The following is a 23,633-nucleotide window of genomic DNA, read 5'->3' on the forward strand; positions in this document are numbered from 1 at the left end:
CGTAAGAAATGATTTAAACAAATACTAGGAAAATTCAAACATCTCAAGCATTACAGAAAATACTAGATAATATGCCAGATAAAATGCCAAAAGACATACTCCAATCCATAATGAATTTTTTGCCTTTGTAGGATCATCTTTTTTTAAAATATAATACGCGGTGATGGCTCCAACTATACTAAAGACAAGTGGTAAAGCATACCATAATGAGCTTCGCTCTTTTTGTGTCACATTATTCTTTGATCTATTTAATACTAAAATTAGACTGTCCGAAAGTTTTTATTTTTTAGCACTAGGCATAACTCTTAGCACTAGTTAAATATCATTACGGTGTATCTATAATCACAAGGGCTTCAGTTGTCGCCTTCTTCAAACAGAGAAGGCCCTAAACTGCTGCTGTCACTGGCTTACCCCTATCTCGTTGCTGGTCTTAAGCAGGTCCTCTCGTCAGCGTACTTCTCGGTTGCTGACCTTAAGGACAAAGCCTTGTAACAGATTTTAAAAAATTTATTATTCCTATAAGTGGCCAAATATTATAATTCAATCATCCAAAACCTCAATTAAGGAAATCTAACAATTATATCTCAACAAAAAAGGCGAGACGGCATGATCAGGGGATTAATTGCATCAATGAGCATTACAATGGTCTTAGTCTTTGGTTTACTATTTGCATTACTAGCCGGTTTGAGTTTCTATTTTAATCTAGGAGTTTTTGCAACGGTTGGAATGGCCATAGGTTTAGGTTTGTTTCAGTGGGCAATCGGGCCATCTATTGTAAGATGGAGTACAAATATGAGCCCATTGGATCGAGAAGAATTTCCATGGATAGAAGAAACAACTCATGAAATTTGTATTAAAAATAAAGTAAAGATTCCAAAAATTACTATTGCAAATACCAGCATGCCTAATGCATTTGTGTTTGGCAGAACTAGTAAATCTGCAACACTGACACTTACTCGCGGATTACTAAACAGATTGACAGAAGATGAAGTTAAAGGAGTTATTGCACATGAGATTGGGCACATAAAACATAATGACATGGTTGTAATGACAGTCATCTCAGTGATTCCAACTATAGCATATTTTATTGCGCTATCCACAATGTTTGGTGGAAGATCAAGAAATCAGGGTGGAGCTGCAGTGCTAATTGGAGTCGGAGCATTTGTTATTTACTTTATTACAAATCTTTTGATCCTTTACTTTTCACGTCTAAGGGAATTTTATGCAGATAATTTTGCAGGAAGACAGGTAAAGCCATCAATACTTGCAAATGCATTAGCAAAAATTACCTATGGTTTAAGCCTACAAAAACAACAAGCAAAAAATTCCACACTACGGTCATTTTATGCTGTAGATCCTATTTCATCAAGTTACGAAGTTACAAAATTTTCATCATACTACAAAGATCAGCACATTTCAGAAGAGGAAGTGAAAAAAGCCATGGATTGGGAACGTTCTAGTTTTAGTAAATTTGGAGAGATTTTTAGAACACATCCGTTGACCTACAAACGTATAGAAAAACTATACCAGATGGAAAGAGAAAATTCAAAAAATCAAAATTAATTGTTTTTGTATATATCCAAAATCTAGATTAGAAATCATTTTTAGTCATAAAAATGGGCCCACAGGGATTTGAACCCTGGATTTTCGCCGTGTAAGGGCGACGTCATAACCGATCTGGACCATGGGCCCAGCAAACTTCCTTGTTAAAATCCATTTAAACTTTGAGAATGAAAAAGCTAGAAATGTAATTAGTGTAATTTTCTGTCATGACGATTTCATTTTTTTCTAGTCCCATTGGATTAGGACATGCATCAAGAGATATTGCAATTGCAAAATATCTCAATAAAATCACAATCAAATTCACATCAGGGGCTGGTGCTTCAAAATTAATCAAAAAATATGGATTTGGTGTAAATGATGCATATGTGCCACCAAACTTTGATGTCCAAAGTGGTTCATTACAAGGCTCTGCAAAGTGGCTTTGGCAATACTACAAGTACTACAAAAAATGCAAAAACATTTCTTCGGAAATAATCCAATATGAAAATCCAAAGGTTGTTGTTAGCGATGAAGATTTTGCATCACTAACAGTAGCTCAAGAAAGAAAGATCCCAACTGTTCTCATAACTGACATTTTAGCGACAAGATTCACAAATGGAATAGCTGGAATAATCGAAAAAAAGATGAACAAATCCATGAAAGAGATTATAAAAAAATCTGATCTGGTTATACTGCCTGAAACCGGTGCAAACGAAGGAAACATCTACAGAGTAGGACCAATTGTTAGAGAAACTAACCACTCAAGAGAAGAATTAAGAGAAAGGTTTTCGTTTTCAAAAAAGACTATTCTGCTAAGTGTTGGAGGAACAGATGCAGGACTATATTTGATTAAAAAAACTATAGAGGCGACATCCAAGCTTGATGACTTTGAGCTGGTACTAGTTTCTGGACCATCAATTAAAGAAGAGTTCAAAGAGATAAGAAATCTAGGATTTTTAGAAAACCTGCATGAGGCAATTTATGCAGCAGATGTTGTTGTGTCACTTGCAGGCAAGTCTACAATAGATGAGTCAAACGCATATGGCACTCCAGGAATTTTTATTCCAATAAAGAATCACTTTGAGCAGGAAGACAATGCAAAGGAAGCAGGATTTTCCTATGATGACATATTCAAGCTAGATGAGCTGATTCCAAAGTATACAAAAAAGAGCAGAACCCCAATTCAAGCAAAGGGGGCTAAAAACGCAGCAGGGTTAATTGCACAAGTTATCAAATGAACCAATGATTAATAGATGGAGTACTTGCACTCTACTCTTAAAATGGAAAATCTAGTTGTTGCAAAGTTCGGCGGTAGTGCAATAGGTCCAGATGGGCTATCAATACCAATTATTATTCAAAGAATTACAGAACTAAAGAAAAATTCCAAGATTATCGCTGTATTTTCAGCACCACTTACAATTGATGATGGAAAGACAAGGTCCATCACAGATGTAATACTAGAGATTGGCCAAAAGGCCCAAAACGGAGAGAATTTTACGCTAGAGAAGGTCTTAAATGCATATTCAAAGATTCTAGACTTGGTCAGTACTGAATATCAAGAGGCTTGCAAAAAGACAATTGAAGAGTATCTGCAAAAGGCAAATGACGCCTTGGTCCTAGCCCAAGAAAAGAAAGATTTTGCAAATGAAGATCGCTCAAACGCACTTGCATTCTCAGGTGAGATCCTAATGTCACAGGTAATGAATTACATCCTAAAAGGAAAGGGGATAAAATCAGCAGCAGTTGATTTTGAGTCATGGCCAATCATTACAGATAGCAACATAGAGTCTACAAATTTTCTTTATTCAAAATCAGTTGATCGTGTTGCTCCTATTGAATCACTGTTGAGACAAAATGACATAGTATCAATTGGTGGATTTATTGGAAAGACCGCTGATGGAATAACAACAACATACGAAAGAGGTGGATCAGATAGAACAGCAGCTGATATTGGAATTTTATTTCACAAAAAATTCAACACACAGATTGACTTTGAAAAGGATAGCTCTGTAGTCTCTGCCGATCCAAAAATAGTATCAGATGGCTTGGATGAGGTGTCACAGCTTTCATTTAATGAAGCGCGTCTGGCAGGAATGTTTGGAATGAAGATTCTTGATCCTATAGCTATCAAGGAGATCCTTGAAAACGGAGCAGACATGCCAATCATAGTCACTAATATGAAAAATCCTGCAAAGACAACTGTAATCAAAAGAACTCCTGATAAACAAAACGGTCATCCACTAAAAATTGTAACAGGAAAGAAAAATTGTGCAATATTTAGAATTGAGAGTGAGTCTGCAGTAAGGCTGCTAGAATCTCTAGAAAAGCTAAAGCGATACAGCGAATTTATTGTATTATCTCCGTACACAAAAGATGGAATTGAATTTACCAGAATTTTATTTTTGGATGGAGATTATGTTAAGAGAAACGAAAAGTATCTCTTAGGTTTTGATTCCCTTGCAACCATTACATACAACAGGGGAGTAATTACATTAATTGGCGATGAGATGTGGAGAGTACAACAGATTGCATCAAAGGCCAGTGCAAAGATTGGTGAAGCTGGATTAAACATACTAAACATGGATGCACAAGAAGAGACATCAAGAATAATTATTGTAGTTGAGGATTCTGGGGACAACATAAAAAATGCAATCCGTGCAATCCATGATGAAAAATCTAAGATAAAGTTTGTTTGATAATTCTAAATTGGCCCTAATGGTGATATCACCAAAAGTGCCAAGGTGGGTTTTTTCTCGGGCCTAAATCTAGAATCCGCCCTGGCGTTACCCAAAACACGCTCTATCTTGTGTACACAATTCAGCTATTTAGAGATGATCTATATAGATCATGTTTAGGTATAATGAAAAGAAAACTCTAAAACCTGTTTTTTATTCCAATCACACTTTTCCATATTAATTCAATATTCCCAGAATTGTAAATGCGTGGAATCTACATCCCCACTAGACCCACAAAGAAGACATTAGAGGATTCTGAGGAAGATTCTGAAGATTCAAGATAATTCTTTAAATTACTATTATTATTCCAATTTTCTATGAAAGAGATCGGAAAGATTTGGATGAATGGAAAATTTGTTCCATTCAAAGATGCAAAAGTACATGTGTTGACACATGCATTGCATTATTCTACATCAGTCTTTGAAGGAATAAGATGTTATGATACACCAAAGGGTTCTGCTATTTTCCGATTACCTGAGCACATTGACAGATTATTCAAATCTGCAAAGCTATACTCAATGAAGATGAATTTTTCCAAAAAACAAATCTCTGATGCTATAATTAAAACAGTAAAGGAAAGCAAGCTAAAAGAATGCTACATTCGTCCAATTGCATATTACGGTTATGGAACAATGGGCCTAACACCAACTCAAAACAACGTTGATGTTGCAATTGCATGCTGGGAGTGGAAGATGGGTGAATCAAAGGCAGGAAAGTTTTCAGGTGCAAAGTGTAAAATTTCAAGCTGGATAAAGATAGATTCAAGAGCTCAGCCAATGAAGGCAAAGGCTGCATCAAACTATGCAAATGCCGCACTTGCAAGAATGGAAGCTTTGGATAACGGATACGATGAAGCAATCATGTTAAATTATCATGGCAAAGTCTCAGAAGGTAGTGCAGAAAATATTTTCATTGTAAAAGATGATCAAATAATGACTCCACCAATGTCTGCAGGAATTTTAGAGGGAATCACACGGGACAGTGTAATTCAGATAATTGAAGAAAATGGAGGTTATGTTATTGAAACAGATCTTGATAGAGAGGATCTATATGCTGCAGACGAAGTGTTCATGACAGGAACAGCTGCAGAAGTAAAATCAGTTACACAGATTGACAAGATAAAGATTGGAGATGCAAAGCCTGGAAAGATCACAAAAGCATTACAAAAAACTTTCATGGATGTTGCAATGGGAAAAGACGAGAGATTTCTTCCTTGGTTAAAATACATTTAATGATAGTATCTTGCTAGGATAGAAAATGGATAGTTGTTCTCCTGGAAATACAAGTAAAATTTGCTGGTTTTGCCAAAAGGGCAGGCATGTTGACTGTATGAAGGAGATGCCTGTTGATGGTAAATCAGATGGACCCCATGATTGTACCTTTGATACAAAAATGATTCCATGCATGTGTAAACATAATGAATAGAGAGTTTTGGGAAAAATATGCAGAGGATGCAGATTTACATTATAACGAAGAGTTTGCCAAGTTTATCAGGGATCTAGTGGTTTCGCTTCGCTGTTCAAGCGTTCTGGAGGTTGGCTGCAATGCAGGAAATGATTTGAAGCTTTTTACAGAAAATATTGATTCACATGGTATTGATTCAAATGAAAAGATCATAGAGATTGCAAAAAAGAAAAATCCAAATGTGAATTTCAAAGTAGGAAAGGTGACAAAGCTGCCCTATGAGGATTCATCAATTGATCTTGTATTTACTCATGGTTTTTTCAATTATTTGGATGATGAGGAGATTGATGAGGGAATAAAGGAAATTTTTCGGGTATCAAAAAGATATGTAGTAAATTGTGAGATCTATGGGGCAAATAACATCATAGATGAGCAAAATAGTCGAAAAGGAAGGAACATGCTGGAAAGATGGATGAATTACAAGGTAAAGGTAATCAGCAATGTAGAGATGCACGAAGAGATTGATCCTGAAAAATCAAGATTTGTTCTAGTTAGAAAGCTAGCGTGATGTTACTTTTTCAAGAAAAGAATCATGGTTTTCATGATAGAATAGTGTAATTGGATTTGATTTTGACTTTAGGGTATAGTGTATAATGCCATCAGAATCCTGAGAAATTTTTGCAATTTTGTAAATGATGCTGGGGCCTTTTCCAGAATCAATTATCTGGACTAGATCTCCAGGATGAAATTTGAATGAATGGTGTTCTTTTGCAAATCTATGGGAAGAGCCACAGTCTTTGCATGTGATGTGTTTTTCATTAATTGAAATTTTCGTACTTCCACAGTCGACACATATCTTAATCTCCTTGTTTACTGCTTCGCCCCTAATTTTGTTTAGAAGCTTGTGGTGTATCTTTTTTGGTTTCATCTTTGAGCTCTCCTAGGACGGGTCCATAAATACTATTTGTGTATAAAATCTAGACAAATGTTCGATGTTTTTCAAATATCTAGGCATGAATCAGGCATAATAAAAGAAATAGTAAATCTCATCTTTAAATAATCAGTTTTTTTGCTCGAATTTTTGTATTTTATTTGATCGACAGTCTTTACAGTTTTCATCTCCAAGCTTGATTATTCTTCCACATATTGGACAGTGTTTTTCAATTGACAGTTGTTGTTTCCCCCAGTAAAACTTTGAACGATATCATTTAACTGAAGGGCAGAAAAGATCAGTTCCATTTTGTAGCAATTGTTATATGTAAAGATCGATGCGGTTGGTTTTTTGACCGCAAGATCTATAAACCAATTCTCTCTCGTTTGATTGAAATGGCAGAAAGTAAAGTATGGTGGAAAGATCTTCCAAAAGAATTTGAAAATGATATTGAGATTTCATTAGAATAAATTTTTCTTGTCAAATAGCTCCCCATATTTAGTTAGAAATAAAATCAAAATATAGTTTTAATACCCATCAGCTAAACTCAAAGCCTGAGTCTTTTACAACAGTTTCCAAAGGAGTTTACTCCAAGGAATATTCAAAAAGAGATACTAGCTGAGATCGAAGAGAGAATAAAGTCAGGATACAAAAAGATCATTCTCTGTGCACCAACGGGTGTAGGAAAGTCCTTGATCGGGGCCACTTTGGCTCGATTCTTTGATAGCTCTTTTGTGGTGACTGCATCTAAACATCTCCAGGATCAGTATACTAAGGATTTTTCATTTTTAATGGCAGTCAAAGGAAAGCAAAATTTCCCTTGCCTGAAATTGATGGATTCTGAAAAAGTATCCATCCCAAGACGCGCTATGAGATGGGGGCTTACATGCGACAAGGGTCAGTGCGAGGAAAAGACTACAAAAAATGGAAAAGAGATAACGGAAATTTGCAAGTACAAGCCAAAGATATCAAGCATCGAAGAGAATGAAGATTGTTCAGATGCATGTCTGTATTATTTGCAAAAGTATCAGGCTCTAGTATCAGCACATTCCCTATGGAATTATCATTCATACTTTCAAATTATGAAGTATAATCGAAAGTTATTTGCAAAGTATCTAGAAAGAAAGGTTTCAATTTTTGATGAGGCTCATAAGATAGAAGATCAGGTAATCCAGTTTGTAGGAATTGATGTCTTTAAAGGTCAGCTAGAAGAGTGTGGTCTAAAATTCAATGATTATGATTCTAGTGATATTGACTCTATGATAACTATGATTGACACCATGGCAGATTATTATTCTGCAAGAATCAGAGATATCAAAGAGAGTAAGGAATTTCAGAGAAATCCAGATTATGAGCAGATATCAAAGCTTGAGAGAAAGTATGAAAGAGTTGCAAATGCAAGAGTAGATATTGTAACCGATAAGGAAAATTTTGTAATAAATAATCCAGAAAATGACGTTTATGGTGACTTTAGATCAATTTCAATAAAACCAATTGATATCTCCAGTTTTGTAAAATCGTTTTTTACATCAGAATATCAAATTTTCATGTCAGCTACTCTAGATAAGAAAAGCTTTTGTGAAAATACTGGAATGAGTCAGGATGAGATTACTTTTGTAGATACACCAAAATCGCCATTTCCCATTGAAAGTAGAAGAATTAATTTTCTAAATGTTAAGAGATTAAGTTACGGTGCAACACAGGAAGACGAGTTAGAGGTAATTAAAAAAATAGATGAATTGTTAACAAAGCATTCAGAAGAGCGAGGCCTAGTTCTTACATCATCAATTTCAAGGTGCTATAATATTCTAAAACATCTATCACACCAAAATAAAGAACGAGTAAAAATTTGTCACAGTGTAAACGCAGATGGAAAGACACAAGAGCAGGTATTAGCAGAGCATAAAGAGAATAATTCCAGTGTGTTGCTTTCATCTTCTTTATGGGAGGGAGTGGATCTAAAAGATGATCTATCACGATTTCAAATTATTGCAAAGGTTCCATACCCAAATTATATGGAAAAGCGCGTTAATGTAAAGATGAAAAAATTTCCTTTATGGTACACATCACAAACGCTGATGAAGTTATTACAAGGATTTGGGCGTTCTATTAGAAGCGAGGATGATTGGGCAGTGACATACGTGCTAGATACTGCAGTGAATAATGTACTATTCAAAGCGCAAGATATGATTCCAAAATCATACTATGATGTTTTAAATCTGAATTAGTTATCCTTTATCAAGCTCATCTACACTACCGCCCTCTCCGTAAATTACATGCATGGTGTCACTTGCTGTAATCTGTTTGATGGAGCGAATCTTTTCAATTGTTTTTTCAATTCCGAGTAATTCCATGGATGAAATTTTAACAAAAATATCATATTTTCCCCATATTCCATTAACTTCAACTACTGTAGGTATTGCTTTTAGTTCACTAATGATTTCTTTTTCATAACCACTTACACATGATAACAAAACATAGGCCTGCATGATTATCATTATTGTTTCAGGTATTTAGAGTTGGCAGAAAAGTGATGAAAATTTGTTTGAAAATTTGACTAAATTTTACAATTATACGTCGACGATTAATGCTTAAGATGACTCTTTATTGCAGTCACAGAGTATTGAAATTTGTCTTCTGCGCTAGGAATAGGGTTTGAGCATTGTCCACATTTTGGACGAATGATCTCTGCATCATAGTCCACTTCACCAATATTTTTTCCACACTCTATACAGCGAACAGTCTTTGTGTCGTAAATGTTCATCAAATGTATCTAGTCATCATTGTCAATAAACCACACTTGGCAAAAAATGAAAATTTGTTATCAATAGGATATTAAATTAAACGAGTTTAAAGTACGAAGAAATTCTAATTTTTGCCATAACGGAGCGGGTCTAGAGGGATTCGAACCCTCGACAGCCGGATTAAGAGTCCGGTGCTCTACCTGGCTGAGCCATAGACCCACCTACAAGTAGACAAAATGGATTTGTTATTAACGTTAAGATAAGATTAGTTTGAAATTTTTGCTTCGACTTCGTTGTATTTTTCTAAAATTGCAGTCAAAACAGTTGAAACTGGAACGTCGTTCATCTTTTTCTTTTCTGCCAATAGTTTTTGGTATGCATCAAGTGTGATGTATACTGGAATTGAGCCGTTTCCTTCTAAGAGTCCACGTACTTTGAATAGTGCAGTCTCCATTCCTTTTTCAGCAGATTTTGCAAATTTTGCTTTATCCATAATGGTTCCTAGTGGTCCAAATGGCATCTCATAATCAACAGTCATTGTAACTTGGGTCAAGTTTTCACCAAGTGCCTTGAACTCGTTTCGAATCTCCCATCTTTTGAATGGTCCTTCGATTTGTTTTGCTGTGATTAACTCTTCTCTGATAAATTCTGTTGTTTCACAGTCCCACTCTAATCGTTTACCTCCAAAATCACCAATGATTCTAAAGGTGGTTCCAACACCCATTCCTTCTTTGATATCCATTGGAATAACTGTCATTCCAACGCCTTTATCAGACATTTGATCTGATACATGCTCCGGTCTTGCAAAGTATGTAAAGACCGAATCAACAGGAACTTTGATGTCGATTGATTTGCTTACGACTGTCAACGATTCAAGTTCTTGTAGGTCTGGATTTAAAGGTTTTGACAATTTCCTGATGAAAAATTCCTTTACAATATATTCGCCAAACGGCGTAGATCTGTCATGTCCAAGTACTCTTTGGTTTTGATTTTAGTGGTTTTCTCAATTTTTGCGATCTCTGAAATTTCTAGTGTCAATGCCCATTCTCTGTTTAATTCAGCAGAGCAGACGATTGGAAACAACAGGGTGCAGATTGCCACACTGCCAGAATTTCCTCAGATCAAAGAAGAGTCCACTATTTTATTTAGAATAACTGATCGCGATTATAACGAGGTAGACCGCTTTACTATGGGAGTTAGGATATTTTTCAATGATGAGCAGATTACTGCCTTTAGACCAGAAGTTCATGAAGGAAGTCACTGGGAAACAAAATTTGTCTTTGAGCATCCTGGCAATCATATCGTAAAGGTAGATCTCTACGATGTAGAAGGAGAGGACGGAGTAATCACCTATACCTTTAACATGAGTACTCAAAGTCCATTTGGTTACATTTTCATTGTAAGTATAACTATTGGTGCAACAATTTTTGCAATTGTGGTAGGATACATCTATGTGCCGAGAATAATTCGCTCAAAGTTTAAGCCTTAGTTTCAATTGACTTTTGCTTACCCATTCTAAAGGCAAATAGAGTAGTGAGTAGGACCATTGCAAACAACAATACCCCAATACCCAAATGTATTGCCACTAAAACTGCATGAAGTTTCATGTCTATTACAAGTGCACCCAGTGTGATTTGTGTAATGACAAATACAGTTGCCAAAGCACTAGTGATTTTAATTTTAAGATAAGAATCCTTTGAAATCCATGCACCAACAGTTGTTGCAATAATCAAAGCACCGGTAGTAGCTGCAATTAGTCTATGCATCCACTCAATAAAGTATTCATCATCTGGAAGCAATCCATTTGGGCAAAGTGGCCAGTCAGGACATGTTAATCCTAATCCAGCTGCAGATACATAACCACCTACAAACATCAGTGAGTAAAGTATTATGAGACTAGCTAAAGAGAGATATTTTAAAATCAATATTATTCAACTGTGAAAGTGCCCTGCATGCCTTGTAATGCATGGCCTGGAACTGTACAGATGTAATAGTATGTTCCTGGTGCTCCTGCAGTAAATGTTACCTCACCAGATTCCCCAGGCTTTAATGGATTATTTGGAGATGCAATTTCTGAATTCCATAAAGTATTTCCAAAGTCTTCTGGATCAGACACTATACCAAATGAATGAAATGATTTTCCGTTGTTTACTGCAGTAAATGTTACTTGATCACCAGAGTTTACTGTAAATGATGGATTGTGTCCTTCTTCACCTGGTAATGCATTAAATGCCAAAGTCATAAAATCAGATGATTCAACAAAGTCAACTGAAAAGTCATGACTAACACCTGTTGGTGCTGCTGCCTCTGCTGGGCCTTCTGATGGGCCAACTACAATCTTTCCTACCATTCCTTGTTCTCTGTGTCCTGGAACTGTACAGATGTAATAATAAACACCTTCTTCGGTTGGAACAAATTCAGATGTACCTGATTCTCCTGGTTTGAGGGGGTTATTTGGAGATGCAACTTCACTTCCAGAGAATACACCAGAGAATCCCTCTTCTTCTGCAGTAACTCCAAATGCGTGGAATGATTTACCTGCATTAATTACATCAAAGATGATTTTATCGCCAACGTTTGCTTGGATATCAGGATTATTTCCAGGCTCACCAGGTAATGCGTTAAATGCCAAAGTCATAAAATCAGATGATTCAACAAATTCTAAAGTAACTGGAATGTCTTTTCCTGTTGCTTGAGCAGGAGCTTCTTTTTCTGTTTGACCCATCAAAGCTACTGGAGGTGGGGCAGATATCCAATAGTCCCACATTCCAAAGAAGATGGCACCACCTGCAATACAGATGCCTAGCATGATGACCATCATCTTTCCAGTTCTTGCTGGTGATGTTCGGTAAATTGGATCTTGGTGTGTTTGACTCATTTTAATCTCCTAATCATGATGCGGGTTCTTGTTTTGGTAAGGGTAATAGTATTTGCCTCCAAGCTTCCATGGGTCATCCATGTCTGCTGGCTTTCCTTTGGCTGCGCTGTAAATCATGTTACCTAAGAATATTGCCATGCTAATTCCAATCAACATTGCACCAACTGTTGCAATTTGGTTCATTGCAATCCATTCTGGGATTGGTGGATAGTCGTAAATTCTTCTTGGCATTCCAAACAATCCAAGTACATGCTGTGTAAAGAATACCATTACTGCTCCGATAAATGACATGATAAAGTGAATATTTCCTAGTTTTTCATTATACATTCTTCCTGTTACGTACGGGAACATGTAGTAAAGATAACCAATGGAACCAAATGCAATTGTTCCCATCACAAACAAGTGGAAGTGCCCAACTACCCAGTAAGAGTCATGAGTTGTAAAGTCCAAAGGCATTGCACTGTTAACTACTCCCCCTGCACCTGCAGAGAAGAATAATGCAATTCCACCTACAGCCCACATCATTGGTGTTGCAAACCTGATTCTACCACCCCACATTGTTGCCAAAAAGTTAAACACGTGCATTGCTGATGCTGGAACTGCAGCAAGTGTTCCAACCATGAATACTGTCTTTTCGGTAAATGACATTCCTGTGGCATACATGTGGTGAGCCCATGATGAAAAGCCTACGATGGCTAGTAGTACAAATGCAAAGATACCAGAACTATGACTAAAGATTGGTTTTCTAGAGAATCGCGGAATAATTTCATACATCATTCCAATTGCTGGAATTACCAATACGTAAACTTCGGGATGGAATGTAAACCAGAAGAGATGAGCATATGCAATTGGGTCACCACCCATTGCCGGATTGAAGAATCCAGATACGCCTAATCTGTCAGTTAAGAGCATCAGTAAGGCTGCTGCAAATGTTGGTAAAGCGACTATAATAATTAATGATGAAGAAAGGAATGACCATGCCAAGAGTGGGACTTGGCCAAGTGACATGTCAGGGTGTTTGCATTTCATTATAGTTACAACAAAATTGATTGCGCCAAGTATTGATGATACACCTAAAATCTTTAATCCAAAAATCCACATGTCTGCTGCTGGACCAGGTGCGCTGATAATAGAGTATGGCGGAGTTGCATACCAAGTAAAGTCAGCAAATCCCAACCAGATTAGAGCTCCTGCTGGCGGAATCATCCAAAATGCAATAGCATTTAGTTTTGGATATGCCATGTCTTTGTATCTAACCATTATTGGAACAAAGTAATTACCAACTGCGGATGCAAAAGGCAAGATGAACAAAAAGATCAGCGTTGTACCATGAACAGTGAAAATTCTATTAAATGTCATCGAGTCTGCAATGAATTGAGATCCTGGCAAGAATAGTTCTAGTCTAATTGCAAGTGCAAGTGCACCACCCATAAAGAGAAATGCCAATGACATAATAAGATAAAGTAATCCAACATCAGTGTGATGAGTGGAAAACATTATTTGCCAAATTGGTCTTGGTTTTTGTAATTCTAGAACCATTAGAATAACCTCACATTGAATGTAATATCAGTATAACTCAAGATGATGGTTCCTCGACGATTAGCTTTCCTCGCATGTTATAGTGTATTAATCCACAGAACTCTTTGCATTGAATATCATGTTCTCCTGCCTCCATTGGTGCAAACCAAACTGTGTTTACTCTACCCGGAACAGCGTCCATTAAAACAACATAATCATGAATGTTAAAGGAATGATTCACATCCTTTGATGTAATTTCAAACTTGTAGGCTTTGCCTTTTTCAACATGTAATTCACCAATCTCTTTTGTTCCGTCTTCATGTTCAAATGTCCAGAACCACTGTTGACCTGTTACTTTGATAATTTTTGCATCTTCTGGAACGTGTTCAATTAATCGTTCTACATTCCATGCTTCTGCTCCTACCCAACATAGTAATGCAATTACTACACCAATGTAAACCCATTCAGGCCAGTTAGAGTGATGTCCCATTTTCTACCATTCTCCCTTTGCTTCATATTCTGTTGGTGAAGCTTTTGGATGAGATTCTCTAAATCTCCAGCAAAGCCATACTATAGTACCTGATACTACTGCTCCAATTGTAAATGCCACAGTCATCATTCTAAAGAAAAGGTTCCAAATTTCTACACGTCTATCCAGATATTCTCCAGGCTCATTTTCAGCTGCAAATGCATATTGAACTGTTGGAATTACTACTAGAATCGTCAAAACTAGAAATACTGCTGTTATACTCCTCATATCCCGGTTGATTTCACGTGGCCCAAACTTTCTATTTAAGGGTTTTGAAGATTTGCAGTTACCAATCCTGATCGAATCTTGATGGATTCATTACATTAATAGCTTTAAGTGATAATTTTCCATCATATTCCTTGAATACATTAATTGATGCATTTGCAACAATTAATTCAAACATTCTTTCAGGAGATAATCCAAGGACTGAAGAGATCATTGCCTTGATTGGATCCATATGTGTTACTAAGACAACATTTTTTCCAGAATGTTGTGAAACCACATGATCTACAATACTTTGAACTCGAGATTTGACTTGGGCAAATGTCTCAACTCCCTGATGTGCAATTTCAACATTACCTTGATAAAATTTCAAAAAAACATTTCCATGACTAGAGAAGATGTCATCATATTTCATTCCGGTAAATTTTCCCATGTCTAGCTCAATTAATCGTTCATCGACAATTGGATCAATGGAATTATGATTTCCAACAATTTCTGCAGTGTGCTTTGCACGCTGAATTGGGCTAGTATAGATGTGATCAACTTTCATCTCCTTGATGAATCCTGCAATTGACTCTGCTTGTTTAATACCAGTGTCTGTTAGAGGAACGCCTTCTGTTCTTCCTGCCAATAGACGTTCGGTATTATTTTTGGCCTGACCATGTCTGAGAAAAATGATCGAAGTCAAGATTTTACTCGAATGTCAAATAGAGATAATAATAACATTGCCAGAGTAGTTTTGTGAAGATAGGCATTATTGGTGGAACAGGTGGAATGGGAAAAGGATTTGCCCTCAGATGGTGTATTAATCATGATGTTTTAATTGGCTCTAGAGATGCAGAAAGAGCTTCTGCTTCTGCAAATGAATATTCACAAACAGCAAAAGAAGAATTCGGGAACATAAAAGGAAGTATTACTGGCAATGACAATATTACAATCTCAAAAGAAAGTGATGTCTTAATTTTATCAATTCCATATGAGAATATTGATTCTGTATGTTCCCAGGTCTTACCTGTGATAAAAGATTCCTGTACGGTTATTTCCCCCATAGTTCCAATGACAAAAACTGATGTAGGCTTTGAGTTTATTCCACTAAAAGACAACAAACCATTTTCATACCAATTAGTATCAAAACATATGAAAGATAAATCAAAACTGGTTTCTGCCTTTCATGTTATATCAGAAAAAAAACTCATCAATCCTAAACTAGTTTTAGATTATGATATTTTTGTATGTGGAGATGACAAGGATTCAGTAGATGTTGTAAATGGTTTGATTAATGAGATTAAAGGGCTTAGACCCATATATCTTGGACCTGGCTCACTGTCATATCTTGCAGAGATTGCAACTCCATTATTGCTTAATGCAATGATCAAAAACAAACTAAAGAATCCTGGAATTAAAATCATCTAAATGAGTCACGAATATTATCGTCGTGGCAGAAATTGGTATACAGCCATTGGTGTTTTATTCATTATTTCAGCAGTTATAGTCTTAGTGAGGCAGTTAATTTTATGGGGTCCTGAGTTTGTATCTGACTTTATTATCAATGAGGAATTTACAAATGAAAAAGTATCTGTTGCAATGATTTCGTTTGGAATATTTATGGTAGCAATGGGATTTAGAAAAAATGTCAAAGCAAGATGAATTTTTAAAATTACAGAAAATTTTAAGATTGGTAACAGTTTCAGAGAAGGGTATTCCCCATGTAGTTCCTGTATGGTATCTTTATTCTGGAAAAAAATTTTACATTGGAACAAACAGCAGAACAAAAAAAGCAAAAAACCTAATGAAAAACAAAAAAGTTAGTTTTTGCATAGATACTGGCATAAAATCTCCTGACATCTATGGCATAATGGGAAATGCAGATGCAAGACTAATTCAAGAAAAAAACACTGTAAAAAAAATTGCAAAAAAAATCCTGCTAAGATACTTTAAGTCATTAGAGAATAAATCTGCCAGAGAATTGCTGGATGATACTGATTGTATTATTGAGATAAGTCCAAAAAAAATATCCACATGGAGTTATTGAGACATAAACTCTTCAATTTTGTTTAAAGCAGAATCCAGAATTTCAAGATTTGGCAAATATACTAACCTAAAATGACCACTTCCGTACTGTTTTCCAAATCCAGAACCATGAACGGTAAGAACTCCTTTTGACTCTAGTAGCTTTAAGACAAACTCTTCATCAGTTGAGAATGGATTGTTTTCAATTTTAGGAAATGCATAAAATGCACCCTTTGGATTAGGACAAGACAGTCCAGGAATTGAATTCAGTCTCTTTATCACCAAGTCTCTTCTCTTTTTTAGCTCATTTACAAATTCTGAAATGTATCCTTGTGGTCCCCGTAATGATTCCAATGCAGCATACTGTACTGGAAGGCTGGTAGAAATTCTAACTCGAGCTAATTTAGGCAAGTTTTCTTGAATGGATGCTAACTGTGATGAGTTGTTAAAGGCAATGTATCCAATTCTCCATCCAGACATTAGATGGACTTTTGAGAATCCATTGAGCAGTATAACAGGAGAGTCCCCTGCAACTTTCCCAATACCCGTGAATTGCTCATCAAATACTATCTGATCATATATTTCGTCACAAATAATGTAAAGATTGTTTTCATTTGCTACATCAACTAATTCTTTTAATGACTTTTCATTAAACACAAGGCCAGTTGGGTTATTTGGGCTGATAAGACAAATTGCAACTGTTTTTTTTGTAATTTTGGATCTAATATCATCAATGTCTGGTTTTGAATTTTGCATGTCTACTGCAAACTCGACTGGCAAGCCACCGTGCAATCTAACGTAAGAGGCATAAGGTGGATAGTAAGGACCAGGAAGTAAAACTTCATCACCTTCTTCAACAATTGAGGATATCACCATATCAAGTCCTTCTGATACGCCATTTGTTACAAGAATATTTTCAGCACTTACATCAAGTCCTTTTACTTTTTCCTTCTTTGTAATTTCTTCTCGTAATTCAGGAATTCCCTCTGATGCTGAATAGTAATTTTCACCATCTCTAATTGCTTTGATTAAAGCTTCTTTGACATTATCAGGCGGTTGAAATCCAAACTGCACTGGATCACCAATGTTAAGATAATCTACTTGTCTTCCCTGCAATTCTAATTTTCTTGCAGCTGTTACAATATCTCGAATTGCGTATTCGACACCTGAAACTTTTTTTGAAACTTTCAAAGTGATCTAGACAGGTATTTAGGCCTGTTAAATGCTTATTTTTTTGGACTCGTAGCACAGTCTGGATAGTGCGGGCGGCTTCGGACCGCCAGGTCGAGGGATCGAAGCCCTCCGAGCCCTTCTTATCAAAATTTATTCATTGGAGCTAATTTATGTAGGAATTTTCTTTCTAGTAGTGAATTTGAGGCTAAATTTATTAAAAATTGGAATAATTTTGACGATTCTAGGAATAGTTTGGATTGGATTTTTGTATTCAGAGGGTACAAAAATTTCTCACACTATGGAATTAGGAGTATTAGAAACAGATTCGATGATTCTAAATTTTAAAGGAGATGGAATAGGATTCTACAAGATTGAGTTACCTAAACTTGGGGATTCTGTATTTGTGCAGATATTAGATTCAAATGGAATTATTTCAGATAAAAAAATTGAGACAAAGCTTGCAATAAATTATTTTGAATTCTCTTCCAATCAAAGATATACAATGAAGATTACAAATCTTAGTCAAGAGCAAATATTGATCAATTCAGAATTTGGAGATACAAACTCTGATGATATGATAGTTCCCGGTTTAATGGTATTGATTGGTATGATGATTATTGTGTTTGAATTTTATAGAAAATTAAATAATTATAAAATTGCGCATCCAGATGAGAATATCTCATAAACAGGAATACAAAGTATTACGCCACCAATCAAGAGTGCAAGATTAAATCCCAGCCAGAGAACTGATAAAAGTAAAATCACAGTGGATAAGGGCAGTAATGTTCTAGTGGTTGGACTAGAGTGATGTTTTATGATAAAAAATCCCCCTAGTGCAGTTAAAATCAATCCAATCTCTAAAGGCTGATGAGATAATGAAATCAATCCATCTATTCCGAAAATTTCATGAGAAACAGAATCGGCATATCCTGAAATGATTTGCAAGATTGAACCAATAATGATTAGTTGAATTCCACGTTTGAGAAATTTATCAAGATTATATTTTTTTAATAGAATTAATCCCAGAATAGCGGATATTGCAATCATTGATACACCGACATAAACTGCAACATGCTGTATTGACCAAAAGCTTTCTGGTTCACGTAATGCATGAGATGCTGCATCCCACACACCTCCGGATAACATTTGACCAGTTCCAAATGTAGAAAGAATACCAATAATGGATGAAATTGAGTAACGTCGTGAAAAGATAGAGCTTAAACTTGAAATTGCTTTCATTTTTCTACTGAATGATACAGTGTATATAGTTCTTCAATATTTTTCATTATTAAAATTCACATTCATAAATTATCAAGTAACTATATTTAGATGAAAAACCATGGCTAGTCATGAGTCCCGGTATTGGATTAATGAAGCGTCGTCTTGAAAAAGAACAAGATGCCATATCTCTAGCAGTTTCAGGAATATCTAAAAAATACAATATTCAGCCAAGCCAGATTAAAACTCTAGAGACAAAATACCATGATGATGCAGGGGATTGGTATGTTGCATTGGGTTGGGATGAAAAAAAGGCAATTATTAGAATGGATTCTGTTCAGGGAACAATAACAGAAATAAAAGAAATCTGATATTAAGTAAATCATCATGTCTAAAGCAATTGTTTTTGGTGGTTCAAGAGGAATTGGAAAAGCCATTGCTGAATCACTAAATGAATTAAATTATGATGTAATTGCTACATCAAAAAAACAAGTCGACACATCTGATATTTCCAGTATCAAAAATTTTATTGCAATAAATAATGAAACAGATATTCTAGTTTTGAATACGGGTGGTCCTCCCGCAAAGGAATTCTATTCTATCACTCAAGAAGAATGGGAGAAATTTCATCGACAGTTATTTTTAGGATTCTGTATAGTTCTACAGAATATCAAAGTAAATAATGAAGGATACATTTTTCTAATTAGCTCTAATGTAATCAAAGAGCCAAATTCAAAATTAATTATGTCGAGTGCTTATAGAGCAGCATTTACAAGTGTATTTAAAATTCTAAGTAAAGAATTTGCGTCCAGAGATGTTAGCTGTATCAATATTGCTCCAGGTCCAATCAATACAGATAGAACTAGAGAGTTAATTGATGACGTCGAAAAATATGCAGAGTCACTACCAATGAAAAGACTTGGAGATCCAAAAGAGATTGGAAATTTTGTAAAATCTATAGTTGAAAATAAAATAAAATATCTGTCAGGTACTACGATTAACTTTGATGGTGCAAATTCAAACTATATTTTCTAGTTTTTCTTAAATTCAACGTTTGGCCCATCTGAACCACTTGGAATCACCAATAGGCCTCCATCATTAAGTTGTTTTACCAGTTGCATTACTTCTTTTTCTACTTGGTTTCGTTGTAAACCTGTCTGCTGTGCAAATAGTTCAACTAGTTCAGTAATTTTTCGCTGTCCGTTACAAGATTTCCAAAAGTCAACAATTGCCTGATTGACCATAAATCCCTGCTCGTGTTCATTTGCAAGAACAAGTGATCCATCATCCTGTTTTACTAATTTTCCTACACCTTGTGGCATTGCAGTTTCATAGTTTATTGGAGCAGGAGTAGTTAATCCAGCACCCATGTTCTTTAGAATAGCTTTTGCATCATCTGACATTTTATCCATAGACCATGGTGGGTCCCAAACAATGTCGACTTTGACATTATTTACGCCTGGAACTTTTTTAGCATATCTAGTAACATCTTGGACCAGAGTTTCATGTAAAGGGCATCCTTGTGTAGTCATAGTCATTTTGATGTTAACATCATTATTTTCTACAACATCAATTCCATAGATTAAGCCCATATCTACAATGTTTAATGGAACTTCAGGATCCATGCATTGTTTTAAAGAATTTCTAACTGCTTCAGATGTCACAGTACTCATATTTTTTTAAAAGATTTGAAAAACAATAAAAACTTTCTATTAATTAGCTTCAAATAACTTTTTGATGGATTCTTCGTATGGGGGTTTTGCTACTCCTTTCTCAGTAATAATACCTGTAATTAGTTCAGGAGGAGTCATATCAAAAGCAGGATTAATGACGTTGATATCATCAGGTGCAGTTTTCTTTTCCCCAACTCCAGTTACTTCCGTTCCTTTTCTCATCTCGATTACAACATCTTTTGGGCTACTAATCATATCAAAAGTGGATAATGGAGCTGCAACATAGAATGGAATACCATGCTGTTTTGCCATGGTAGCCACCTGATATGTTCCAATTTTATTATAAACATGTCCTGTTCGCAAAACTCTATCTGCGCCAACTACAACTTTGTTAACTAAGCCATTTGACATTGAATAACCTACAGCAGTATCAGGTATAAGACTAACATCGATTCCATCATGTTTTAATTCAAAAGCAGTCAATCGTGAGCCTTGCTGTACTGGTCGAGTTTCTGTGGCTATTACTTTGATTTTTTTACCACTATCTTTAGTAGCTCTGATCACTCCTAATGCAGTACCGTAAGCTACTGTAGCCAATGCGCCTGCATTACAATGAGTCATTATGGTGTCATTGTTATCAAACAGTATGGAGCCATTTTTTCCCATTGTCATGTTAATTTGAATATCTTCATCAGCCATTTGTTTTGCAGTTTTAATAATTGATTCTTTAATATCGGATACATTTTGTTCTTGTTTTGCTATTTGAATAATTTTATCTAATCCCCATTTTAGATTAATTGCAGTCGGTCTAGTCTCAAATAGAATTTTTCTTGCCGATTCAAGATCATCTAATAGTTTTTCTTTTGTTTCAGCCTTGCTTTGAAGTGCAGCCAAAGCTAAACCAAAAGCTCCTGATACACCTATTGCCGGAGCACCTCTAACAACAAGGGTCCTAATTGCTTCTGCAACTTGATTAAAATCATCGTATTCTACAAAGACGAGTTCATTAGGCAATTTTGTCTGATCGATCATTCGCACTTTGTTGTCTTTCCATTCAACAGTGCGTAAAGACAAATTAGTTGAAATTGTCATCTTAATCAGTAGAATATTTTTCAATCCCCATTATAATTTAATAAATTATTCTTGCATTGTGCCAAGATAAAGTTAGTTTAAACGTTATATTATAACAAGAAATGATCAAACCATGATATCTAGTTCGGATCTGGGCCGGATAGACAAAAGTAGTATGCATAAGGTCTATGACAGATGGCCTGAAATTGCTGATGAGGCATATCATTCAGAATTTGAAACAGCGGGTTTTGTAGGAATTGATCATATAGTGTTTACTGGAATGGGAGGCTCTGGAGCATTAGGGGATATTTTTGAGGCAATTTTATCAAGAACGAATATTCATGTATCAGTTGTAAAAGGATACCTATTACCAAAAACAGTTGATGCAGACACATTGGTAGTTACAACCAGTGTTTCTGGAAACACTGTTGAGACTTTATCAACGCTTAATTTGGCAAAGGAAAAAGATTGTAAAATTATTGGGTTTTCATCTGGGGGAAAGATGGAGAGTTACTGTTTGAAAAACAAAATTGAATACAGAAAAATTCAAGAAATTCATTCACCACGTGCATCATTTACTGTATTTTTATATTCAATGCTAAAAATCCTACATGAGACATTACCAGTGGAAGAATCAGACATTAAAGGTTCTATTAGCAGTCTTAGGGAAATTCAAAGGAAAATCTCGTCTAATAATCTAAATAATTCTAATCCTTCTTTGGAGTTAGCAAAATGGATTACTGATATACCTTTGATATATTATCCATGGGGACTGCAGGCGGCAGCAATTAGGTTTAAAAATTCCTTGCAAGAGAATGCAAAGATGCATGCAATAACAGAAGATGTTATTGAGGCATGTCATAATGGAATTGTATCGTGGGAGAAAAGAACTGAAATAAAACCGATTTTAATGCAAGGGGTTGATGATTATATTAAAACTAAAGAAAGATGGAATATTTTGCAGGAATTTTTTGATGATAAAAAAGTAGATTATAAAATAGTAAAATCCGTTGAAGGTGGAATTCTGACAAAATTAATAAATTTGATTTATTTGCTTGATTATGCCTCGATTTACAAAGCCATACTCACTAAAGTTGATCCTACGGTAGTACAGCCAATAAATTATGTTAAGAGTAAATTAAATGAAGATTAAGTTTTCTTCAAAAGTAAAAATGAGTGATGTCCGTCAGGATCTTCTTCATAAGGCTTCTTTTGATGATACTTTAAGTAATTGACAAATTCTGATTTCATACCTCCACCTTTTAATCTATCCAAGTAAATATTTGGTTTGAAATTTGTAAAATCTACTATTTTCATATTCAATTGGTTTGCGATATCAATAAAATTTTTCTTGCTGGGAAGTATATTCATACTATCTTCAAATAAGGATACTTTTCCTTTCTGAATAATTGAAGAATTAGGATTTTGAGTAGAAATAAAAACTATTCCAGAGGAATTCAATAATTCTTTCGCCCTTTTAATCACTGATACTGGATTTTTTACGTAATAAATCATTTGAGTGAGACATACAAGATCATAACTTTCATGCAATGGATATGTTTCATCAAAATAACCATGTTGGATCATTCCTGAAACATCATTAATGATATAGTTTTTTTCCACCTCTATTCCTTTTGTATTAATTCCTAATTCATTTAGTCGTTTAACAAGATGTCCATAAAGGGCTCCAACGTCTATGGCATTCTTAAATTTCATGTTGGTTTTTGATTTAAGATATCTAACATATTGTTCTGCAATAAGATCCCAAAATCGCATTTTGAATGGTTTTGATATATTCATAAAAACTGAATTATAGTTTTGATGGTTTTCTTTTAATAATGATTTTTTTTGATCGGAAAAATTTTTTTTAAAGATACAATCACAATCATTACAAAGAAAAAACTTCATTAATTCAATATTAGTGACTTTTTCTGAGTTGCATAGTTTGCAAGTAATTTGTGAATTTATTTCATTATTTTTCATAA

At 35.2% G+C, this 23,633-nt stretch carries 31 protein-coding genes and 3 tRNA genes; 16 read left to right on the plus strand and 18 right to left on the minus strand.

Annotated features, from left to right (window positions below):
• Window positions 1–24 precede the first annotated feature (24 nt).
• Window positions 25–231 carry a hypothetical protein gene (locus C6988_RS00730; protein WP_182132599.1) on the minus strand — a complete coding sequence of 69 codons (207 nt, stop codon included), beginning with the start codon at window positions 229–231 and terminating at the stop codon, window positions 25–27.
• A gap of 375 nt (window positions 232–606) precedes the next feature.
• Between C6988_RS00730 and C6988_RS00735 the strand changes: the two genes are divergently transcribed.
• Entirely contained in the window at window positions 607–1,563 is a 957-nt protein-coding gene (locus C6988_RS00735; RefSeq protein WP_182132601.1) for a zinc metalloprotease HtpX, read from the plus strand.
• 54 nt (window positions 1,564–1,617) lie between these two features.
• Here C6988_RS00735 and C6988_RS00740 read toward each other — a convergent pair.
• Window positions 1,618–1,692: transfer RNA gene (locus C6988_RS00740), tRNA-Val, on the minus strand.
• A gap of 77 nt (window positions 1,693–1,769) precedes the next feature.
• On the opposite strand from C6988_RS00740, the gene C6988_RS00745 reads away from it, so the two are divergent.
• The 5 genes from C6988_RS00745 to C6988_RS00765 all read left to right on the plus strand — a co-directional run bounded on the left by C6988_RS00745 (window position 1,770) and on the right by C6988_RS00765 (window position 6,249).
• On the plus strand, window positions 1,770–2,780 hold the full coding sequence (locus tag C6988_RS00745) for a glycosyltransferase (protein WP_182132603.1): 1,011 nt from the start codon (window positions 1,770–1,772) through the stop codon (window positions 2,778–2,780).
• 42 nt (window positions 2,781–2,822) lie between these two features.
• The gene (locus C6988_RS00750; RefSeq protein ID WP_182132605.1) at window positions 2,823–4,238 is read left to right on the plus strand and encodes an amino acid kinase family protein; all 1,416 of its coding nucleotides are present in this window, start codon (window positions 2,823–2,825) and stop codon (window positions 4,236–4,238) included.
• 356 nt (window positions 4,239–4,594) lie between these two features.
• On the plus strand, window positions 4,595–5,509 hold the full coding sequence (locus tag C6988_RS00755) for a branched-chain amino acid transaminase (protein WP_182132608.1): 915 nt from the start codon (window positions 4,595–4,597) through the stop codon (window positions 5,507–5,509).
• A gap of 25 nt (window positions 5,510–5,534) precedes the next feature.
• Window positions 5,535–5,702, plus strand: coding sequence for a hypothetical protein (locus C6988_RS00760; RefSeq protein WP_182132610.1), 168 nt, complete (start codon window positions 5,535–5,537; stop codon window positions 5,700–5,702).
• Complete coding sequence (locus tag C6988_RS00765; protein ID WP_182132612.1) at window positions 5,695–6,249, plus strand: class I SAM-dependent methyltransferase; 555 nt, start codon at window positions 5,695–5,697, stop codon at window positions 6,247–6,249. Before C6988_RS00760 ends, C6988_RS00765 begins: the two co-directional genes overlap by 8 nt.
• Here C6988_RS00765 and C6988_RS00770 read toward each other — a convergent pair.
• Entirely contained in the window at window positions 6,241–6,609 is a 369-nt protein-coding gene (locus tag C6988_RS00770) for a hypothetical protein (protein WP_182132614.1), read from the minus strand. The two genes, C6988_RS00765 and C6988_RS00770, sit on opposite strands and share 9 nt — an antisense overlap.
• 557 nt (window positions 6,610–7,166) lie before the next feature.
• Here C6988_RS00770 and C6988_RS00775 point away from each other — a divergent pair.
• Complete coding sequence (locus C6988_RS00775; RefSeq protein WP_182132689.1) at window positions 7,167–8,840, plus strand: helicase C-terminal domain-containing protein; 1,674 nt, start codon at window positions 7,167–7,169, stop codon at window positions 8,838–8,840.
• Here C6988_RS00775 and C6988_RS00780 read toward each other — a convergent pair whose 3' ends face one another.
• From C6988_RS00780 to C6988_RS00795, 4 genes are all read right to left on the minus strand, one after another.
• Window positions 8,841–9,101 carry an Lrp/AsnC ligand binding domain-containing protein gene (locus tag C6988_RS00780; protein WP_182132616.1) on the minus strand — a complete coding sequence of 87 codons (261 nt, stop codon included), beginning with the start codon at window positions 9,099–9,101 and terminating at the stop codon, window positions 8,841–8,843.
• A 95-nt stretch (window positions 9,102–9,196) separates the two neighbouring features.
• Window positions 9,197–9,376 (minus strand): hypothetical protein, encoded by a 180-nt coding sequence (locus C6988_RS00785; protein ID WP_182132618.1) that lies wholly within the window; start codon window positions 9,374–9,376, stop codon window positions 9,197–9,199.
• Between the two features lie 125 nt (window positions 9,377–9,501).
• Window positions 9,502–9,575, minus strand: a tRNA-Lys gene (locus C6988_RS00790).
• Between the two features lie 46 nt (window positions 9,576–9,621).
• Window positions 9,622–10,224, minus strand: coding sequence for an SRPBCC family protein (locus tag C6988_RS00795; protein WP_182132620.1), 603 nt, complete (start codon window positions 10,222–10,224; stop codon window positions 9,622–9,624).
• A 96-nt stretch (window positions 10,225–10,320) separates the two neighbouring features.
• Between C6988_RS00795 and C6988_RS00800 the strand changes: the two genes are divergently transcribed.
• Entirely contained in the window at window positions 10,321–10,845 is a 525-nt protein-coding gene (locus tag C6988_RS00800; protein WP_182132622.1) for a hypothetical protein, read from the plus strand.
• Here C6988_RS00800 and C6988_RS00805 read toward each other — a convergent pair.
• The 6 genes from C6988_RS00805 to C6988_RS00830 are packed head-to-tail and all read right to left on the minus strand — an operon-like array spanning window position 10,835 to window position 15,191.
• Window positions 10,835–11,281: a COX15/CtaA family protein gene (locus tag C6988_RS00805; RefSeq protein WP_182132624.1), complete on the minus strand. Its 447-nt coding sequence runs from the start codon at window positions 11,279–11,281 to the stop codon at window positions 10,835–10,837. The two genes, C6988_RS00800 and C6988_RS00805, sit on opposite strands and share 11 nt — an antisense overlap.
• Before the next feature lie 2 nt (window positions 11,282–11,283).
• Complete coding sequence (locus C6988_RS00810; RefSeq protein ID WP_182132627.1) at window positions 11,284–12,234, minus strand: plastocyanin/azurin family copper-binding protein; 951 nt, start codon at window positions 12,232–12,234, stop codon at window positions 11,284–11,286.
• A 9-nt stretch (window positions 12,235–12,243) separates the two neighbouring features.
• The gene (locus C6988_RS00815) at window positions 12,244–13,773 is read right to left on the minus strand and encodes a cytochrome c oxidase subunit I (protein WP_182132629.1); all 1,530 of its coding nucleotides are present in this window, start codon (window positions 13,771–13,773) and stop codon (window positions 12,244–12,246) included.
• Between the two features lie 37 nt (window positions 13,774–13,810).
• Window positions 13,811–14,242 (minus strand): cupredoxin domain-containing protein, encoded by a 432-nt coding sequence (locus C6988_RS00820; protein WP_182132631.1) that lies wholly within the window; start codon window positions 14,240–14,242, stop codon window positions 13,811–13,813.
• A gap of 3 nt (window positions 14,243–14,245) precedes the next feature.
• Window positions 14,246–14,509, minus strand: a complete 264-nt coding sequence (locus C6988_RS00825; protein ID WP_182132633.1) for a heme transporter CcmC — start codon at window positions 14,507–14,509, stop codon at window positions 14,246–14,248.
• Window positions 14,510–14,567: 58 nt separating this feature from the next.
• Window positions 14,568–15,191 carry a histidine phosphatase family protein gene (locus tag C6988_RS00830; protein ID WP_182132635.1) on the minus strand — a complete coding sequence of 208 codons (624 nt, stop codon included), beginning with the start codon at window positions 15,189–15,191 and terminating at the stop codon, window positions 14,568–14,570.
• A 53-nt stretch (window positions 15,192–15,244) separates the two neighbouring features.
• Between C6988_RS00830 and npdG the strand changes: the two genes are divergently transcribed.
• From npdG to C6988_RS00845, 3 genes are read left to right on the plus strand one after another with little or no spacing between them, the layout of a single operon-like run.
• Window positions 15,245–15,916 (plus strand): NADPH-dependent F420 reductase, encoded by a 672-nt coding sequence (gene npdG, locus C6988_RS00835; RefSeq protein WP_182132637.1) that lies wholly within the window; start codon window positions 15,245–15,247, stop codon window positions 15,914–15,916.
• Window positions 15,917–16,150 (plus strand): hypothetical protein, encoded by a 234-nt coding sequence (locus C6988_RS00840; protein WP_182132639.1) that lies wholly within the window; start codon window positions 15,917–15,919, stop codon window positions 16,148–16,150.
• Complete coding sequence (locus tag C6988_RS00845) at window positions 16,134–16,535, plus strand: pyridoxamine 5'-phosphate oxidase family protein (protein ID WP_182132641.1); 402 nt, start codon at window positions 16,134–16,136, stop codon at window positions 16,533–16,535. The genes C6988_RS00840 and C6988_RS00845 overlap by 17 nt, the downstream gene beginning before the upstream one ends.
• On the opposite strand, the gene C6988_RS00850 is transcribed toward C6988_RS00845, so the two are convergent.
• Complete coding sequence (locus tag C6988_RS00850) at window positions 16,529–17,704, minus strand: aminotransferase class I/II-fold pyridoxal phosphate-dependent enzyme (protein ID WP_182132643.1); 1,176 nt, start codon at window positions 17,702–17,704, stop codon at window positions 16,529–16,531. The genes C6988_RS00845 and C6988_RS00850 overlap by 7 nt on opposite strands.
• 45 nt (window positions 17,705–17,749) lie before the next feature.
• Between C6988_RS00850 and C6988_RS00855 the strand changes: the two genes are divergently transcribed.
• A tRNA-Arg gene (locus C6988_RS00855) sits at window positions 17,750–17,824 on the plus strand.
• A 94-nt stretch (window positions 17,825–17,918) separates the two neighbouring features.
• Window positions 17,919–18,371 (plus strand): hypothetical protein, encoded by a 453-nt coding sequence (locus C6988_RS00860; protein WP_182132645.1) that lies wholly within the window; start codon window positions 17,919–17,921, stop codon window positions 18,369–18,371.
• On the opposite strand, the gene C6988_RS00865 is transcribed toward C6988_RS00860, so the two are convergent.
• Window positions 18,335–18,925, minus strand: a complete 591-nt coding sequence (locus tag C6988_RS00865) for a hypothetical protein (RefSeq protein ID WP_182132647.1) — start codon at window positions 18,923–18,925, stop codon at window positions 18,335–18,337. The two genes, C6988_RS00860 and C6988_RS00865, sit on opposite strands and share 37 nt — an antisense overlap.
• Window positions 18,926–19,035: 110 nt before the next feature.
• Here C6988_RS00865 and C6988_RS00870 point away from each other — a divergent pair, with 110 nt between their 5' ends.
• The gene (locus tag C6988_RS00870; protein WP_182132649.1) at window positions 19,036–19,275 is read left to right on the plus strand and encodes a hypothetical protein; all 240 of its coding nucleotides are present in this window, start codon (window positions 19,036–19,038) and stop codon (window positions 19,273–19,275) included.
• Between the two features lie 16 nt (window positions 19,276–19,291).
• Window positions 19,292–19,939, plus strand: coding sequence for an SDR family oxidoreductase (locus C6988_RS00875; protein ID WP_182132651.1), 648 nt, complete (start codon window positions 19,292–19,294; stop codon window positions 19,937–19,939).
• On the opposite strand, the gene C6988_RS00880 is transcribed toward C6988_RS00875, so the two are convergent.
• Window positions 19,936–20,577, minus strand: a complete 642-nt coding sequence (locus tag C6988_RS00880) for a PqqD family peptide modification chaperone (RefSeq protein ID WP_182132653.1) — start codon at window positions 20,575–20,577, stop codon at window positions 19,936–19,938. The two genes, C6988_RS00875 and C6988_RS00880, sit on opposite strands and share 4 nt — an antisense overlap.
• A gap of 39 nt (window positions 20,578–20,616) precedes the next feature.
• A complete protein-coding gene (gene mtnA, locus C6988_RS00885) occupies window positions 20,617–21,669 on the minus strand; it encodes an S-methyl-5-thioribose-1-phosphate isomerase (RefSeq protein WP_182132656.1) in 1,053 nt (350 codons plus the stop codon).
• 154 nt (window positions 21,670–21,823) lie between these two features.
• Here mtnA and C6988_RS00890 point away from each other — a divergent pair, with 154 nt between their 5' ends.
• Window positions 21,824–22,801: an SIS domain-containing protein gene (locus C6988_RS00890; RefSeq protein WP_182132658.1), complete on the plus strand. Its 978-nt coding sequence runs from the start codon at window positions 21,824–21,826 to the stop codon at window positions 22,799–22,801.
• Here C6988_RS00890 and C6988_RS00895 read toward each other — a convergent pair.
• Window positions 22,798–23,631: a methyltransferase domain-containing protein gene (locus tag C6988_RS00895; protein WP_182132660.1), complete on the minus strand. Its 834-nt coding sequence runs from the start codon at window positions 23,629–23,631 to the stop codon at window positions 22,798–22,800. The two genes, C6988_RS00890 and C6988_RS00895, sit on opposite strands and share 4 nt — an antisense overlap.
• Window positions 23,632–23,633 lie beyond the last annotated feature (2 nt).

Origin of the sequence: Nitrosopumilus sp. b1, from assembly GCF_014078545.1 — an archaeon.
Classification (GTDB): domain Archaea; phylum Thermoproteota; class Nitrososphaeria; order Nitrososphaerales; family Nitrosopumilaceae; genus PXYB01.

Excerpts from the sequence above, each read along its gene's own strand:
- C6988_RS00735 (WP_182132601.1), top strand. The coding sequence starts at position 607 with ATGATCAGGGGATTAATTGCATCAATGAGCATTACAATGGTCTTAGTC.
- C6988_RS00745 (WP_182132603.1), top strand. The coding sequence starts at position 1,770 with ATGACGATTTCATTTTTTTCTAGTCCCATTGGATTAGGACATGCATCA.
- C6988_RS00750 (WP_182132605.1), top strand. The coding sequence starts at position 2,823 with ATGGAAAATCTAGTTGTTGCAAAGTTCGGCGGTAGTGCAATAGGTCCA.
- C6988_RS00755 (WP_182132608.1), top strand. The coding sequence starts at position 4,595 with ATGAAAGAGATCGGAAAGATTTGGATGAATGGAAAATTTGTTCCATTC.
- C6988_RS00760 (WP_182132610.1), top strand. The coding sequence starts at position 5,535 with ATGGATAGTTGTTCTCCTGGAAATACAAGTAAAATTTGCTGGTTTTGC.
- C6988_RS00765 (WP_182132612.1), top strand. The coding sequence starts at position 5,695 with ATGAATAGAGAGTTTTGGGAAAAATATGCAGAGGATGCAGATTTACAT.
- C6988_RS00770 (WP_182132614.1), bottom strand. The coding sequence starts at position 6,609 with ATGAAACCAAAAAAGATACACCACAAGCTTCTAAACAAAATTAGGGGC.
- C6988_RS00780 (WP_182132616.1), bottom strand. The coding sequence starts at position 9,101 with ATGCAGGCCTATGTTTTGTTATCATGTGTAAGTGGTTATGAAAAAGAA.
- C6988_RS00785 (WP_182132618.1), bottom strand. The coding sequence starts at position 9,376 with ATGAACATTTACGACACAAAGACTGTTCGCTGTATAGAGTGTGGAAAA.
- C6988_RS00800 (WP_182132622.1), top strand. The coding sequence starts at position 10,321 with ATGTCCAAGTACTCTTTGGTTTTGATTTTAGTGGTTTTCTCAATTTTT.
- C6988_RS00810 (WP_182132627.1), bottom strand. The coding sequence starts at position 12,234 with ATGAGTCAAACACACCAAGATCCAATTTACCGAACATCACCAGCAAGA.
- C6988_RS00815 (WP_182132629.1), bottom strand. The coding sequence starts at position 13,773 with ATGGTTCTAGAATTACAAAAACCAAGACCAATTTGGCAAATAATGTTT.
- C6988_RS00820 (WP_182132631.1), bottom strand. The coding sequence starts at position 14,242 with ATGGGACATCACTCTAACTGGCCTGAATGGGTTTACATTGGTGTAGTA.
- C6988_RS00825 (WP_182132633.1), bottom strand. The coding sequence starts at position 14,509 with ATGAGGAGTATAACAGCAGTATTTCTAGTTTTGACGATTCTAGTAGTA.
- C6988_RS00840 (WP_182132639.1), top strand. The coding sequence starts at position 15,917 with ATGAGTCACGAATATTATCGTCGTGGCAGAAATTGGTATACAGCCATT.
- C6988_RS00845 (WP_182132641.1), top strand. The coding sequence starts at position 16,134 with ATGTCAAAGCAAGATGAATTTTTAAAATTACAGAAAATTTTAAGATTG.
- C6988_RS00865 (WP_182132647.1), bottom strand. The coding sequence starts at position 18,925 with ATGAAAGCAATTTCAAGTTTAAGCTCTATCTTTTCACGACGTTACTCA.
- C6988_RS00870 (WP_182132649.1), top strand. The coding sequence starts at position 19,036 with ATGAGTCCCGGTATTGGATTAATGAAGCGTCGTCTTGAAAAAGAACAA.
- C6988_RS00875 (WP_182132651.1), top strand. The coding sequence starts at position 19,292 with ATGTCTAAAGCAATTGTTTTTGGTGGTTCAAGAGGAATTGGAAAAGCC.
- C6988_RS00880 (WP_182132653.1), bottom strand. The coding sequence starts at position 20,577 with ATGAGTACTGTGACATCTGAAGCAGTTAGAAATTCTTTAAAACAATGC.
- mtnA (WP_182132656.1), bottom strand. The coding sequence starts at position 21,669 with ATGACAATTTCAACTAATTTGTCTTTACGCACTGTTGAATGGAAAGAC.
- C6988_RS00890 (WP_182132658.1), top strand. The coding sequence starts at position 21,824 with ATGCATAAGGTCTATGACAGATGGCCTGAAATTGCTGATGAGGCATAT.
- C6988_RS00895 (WP_182132660.1), bottom strand. The coding sequence starts at position 23,631 with ATGAAAAATAATGAAATAAATTCACAAATTACTTGCAAACTATGCAAC.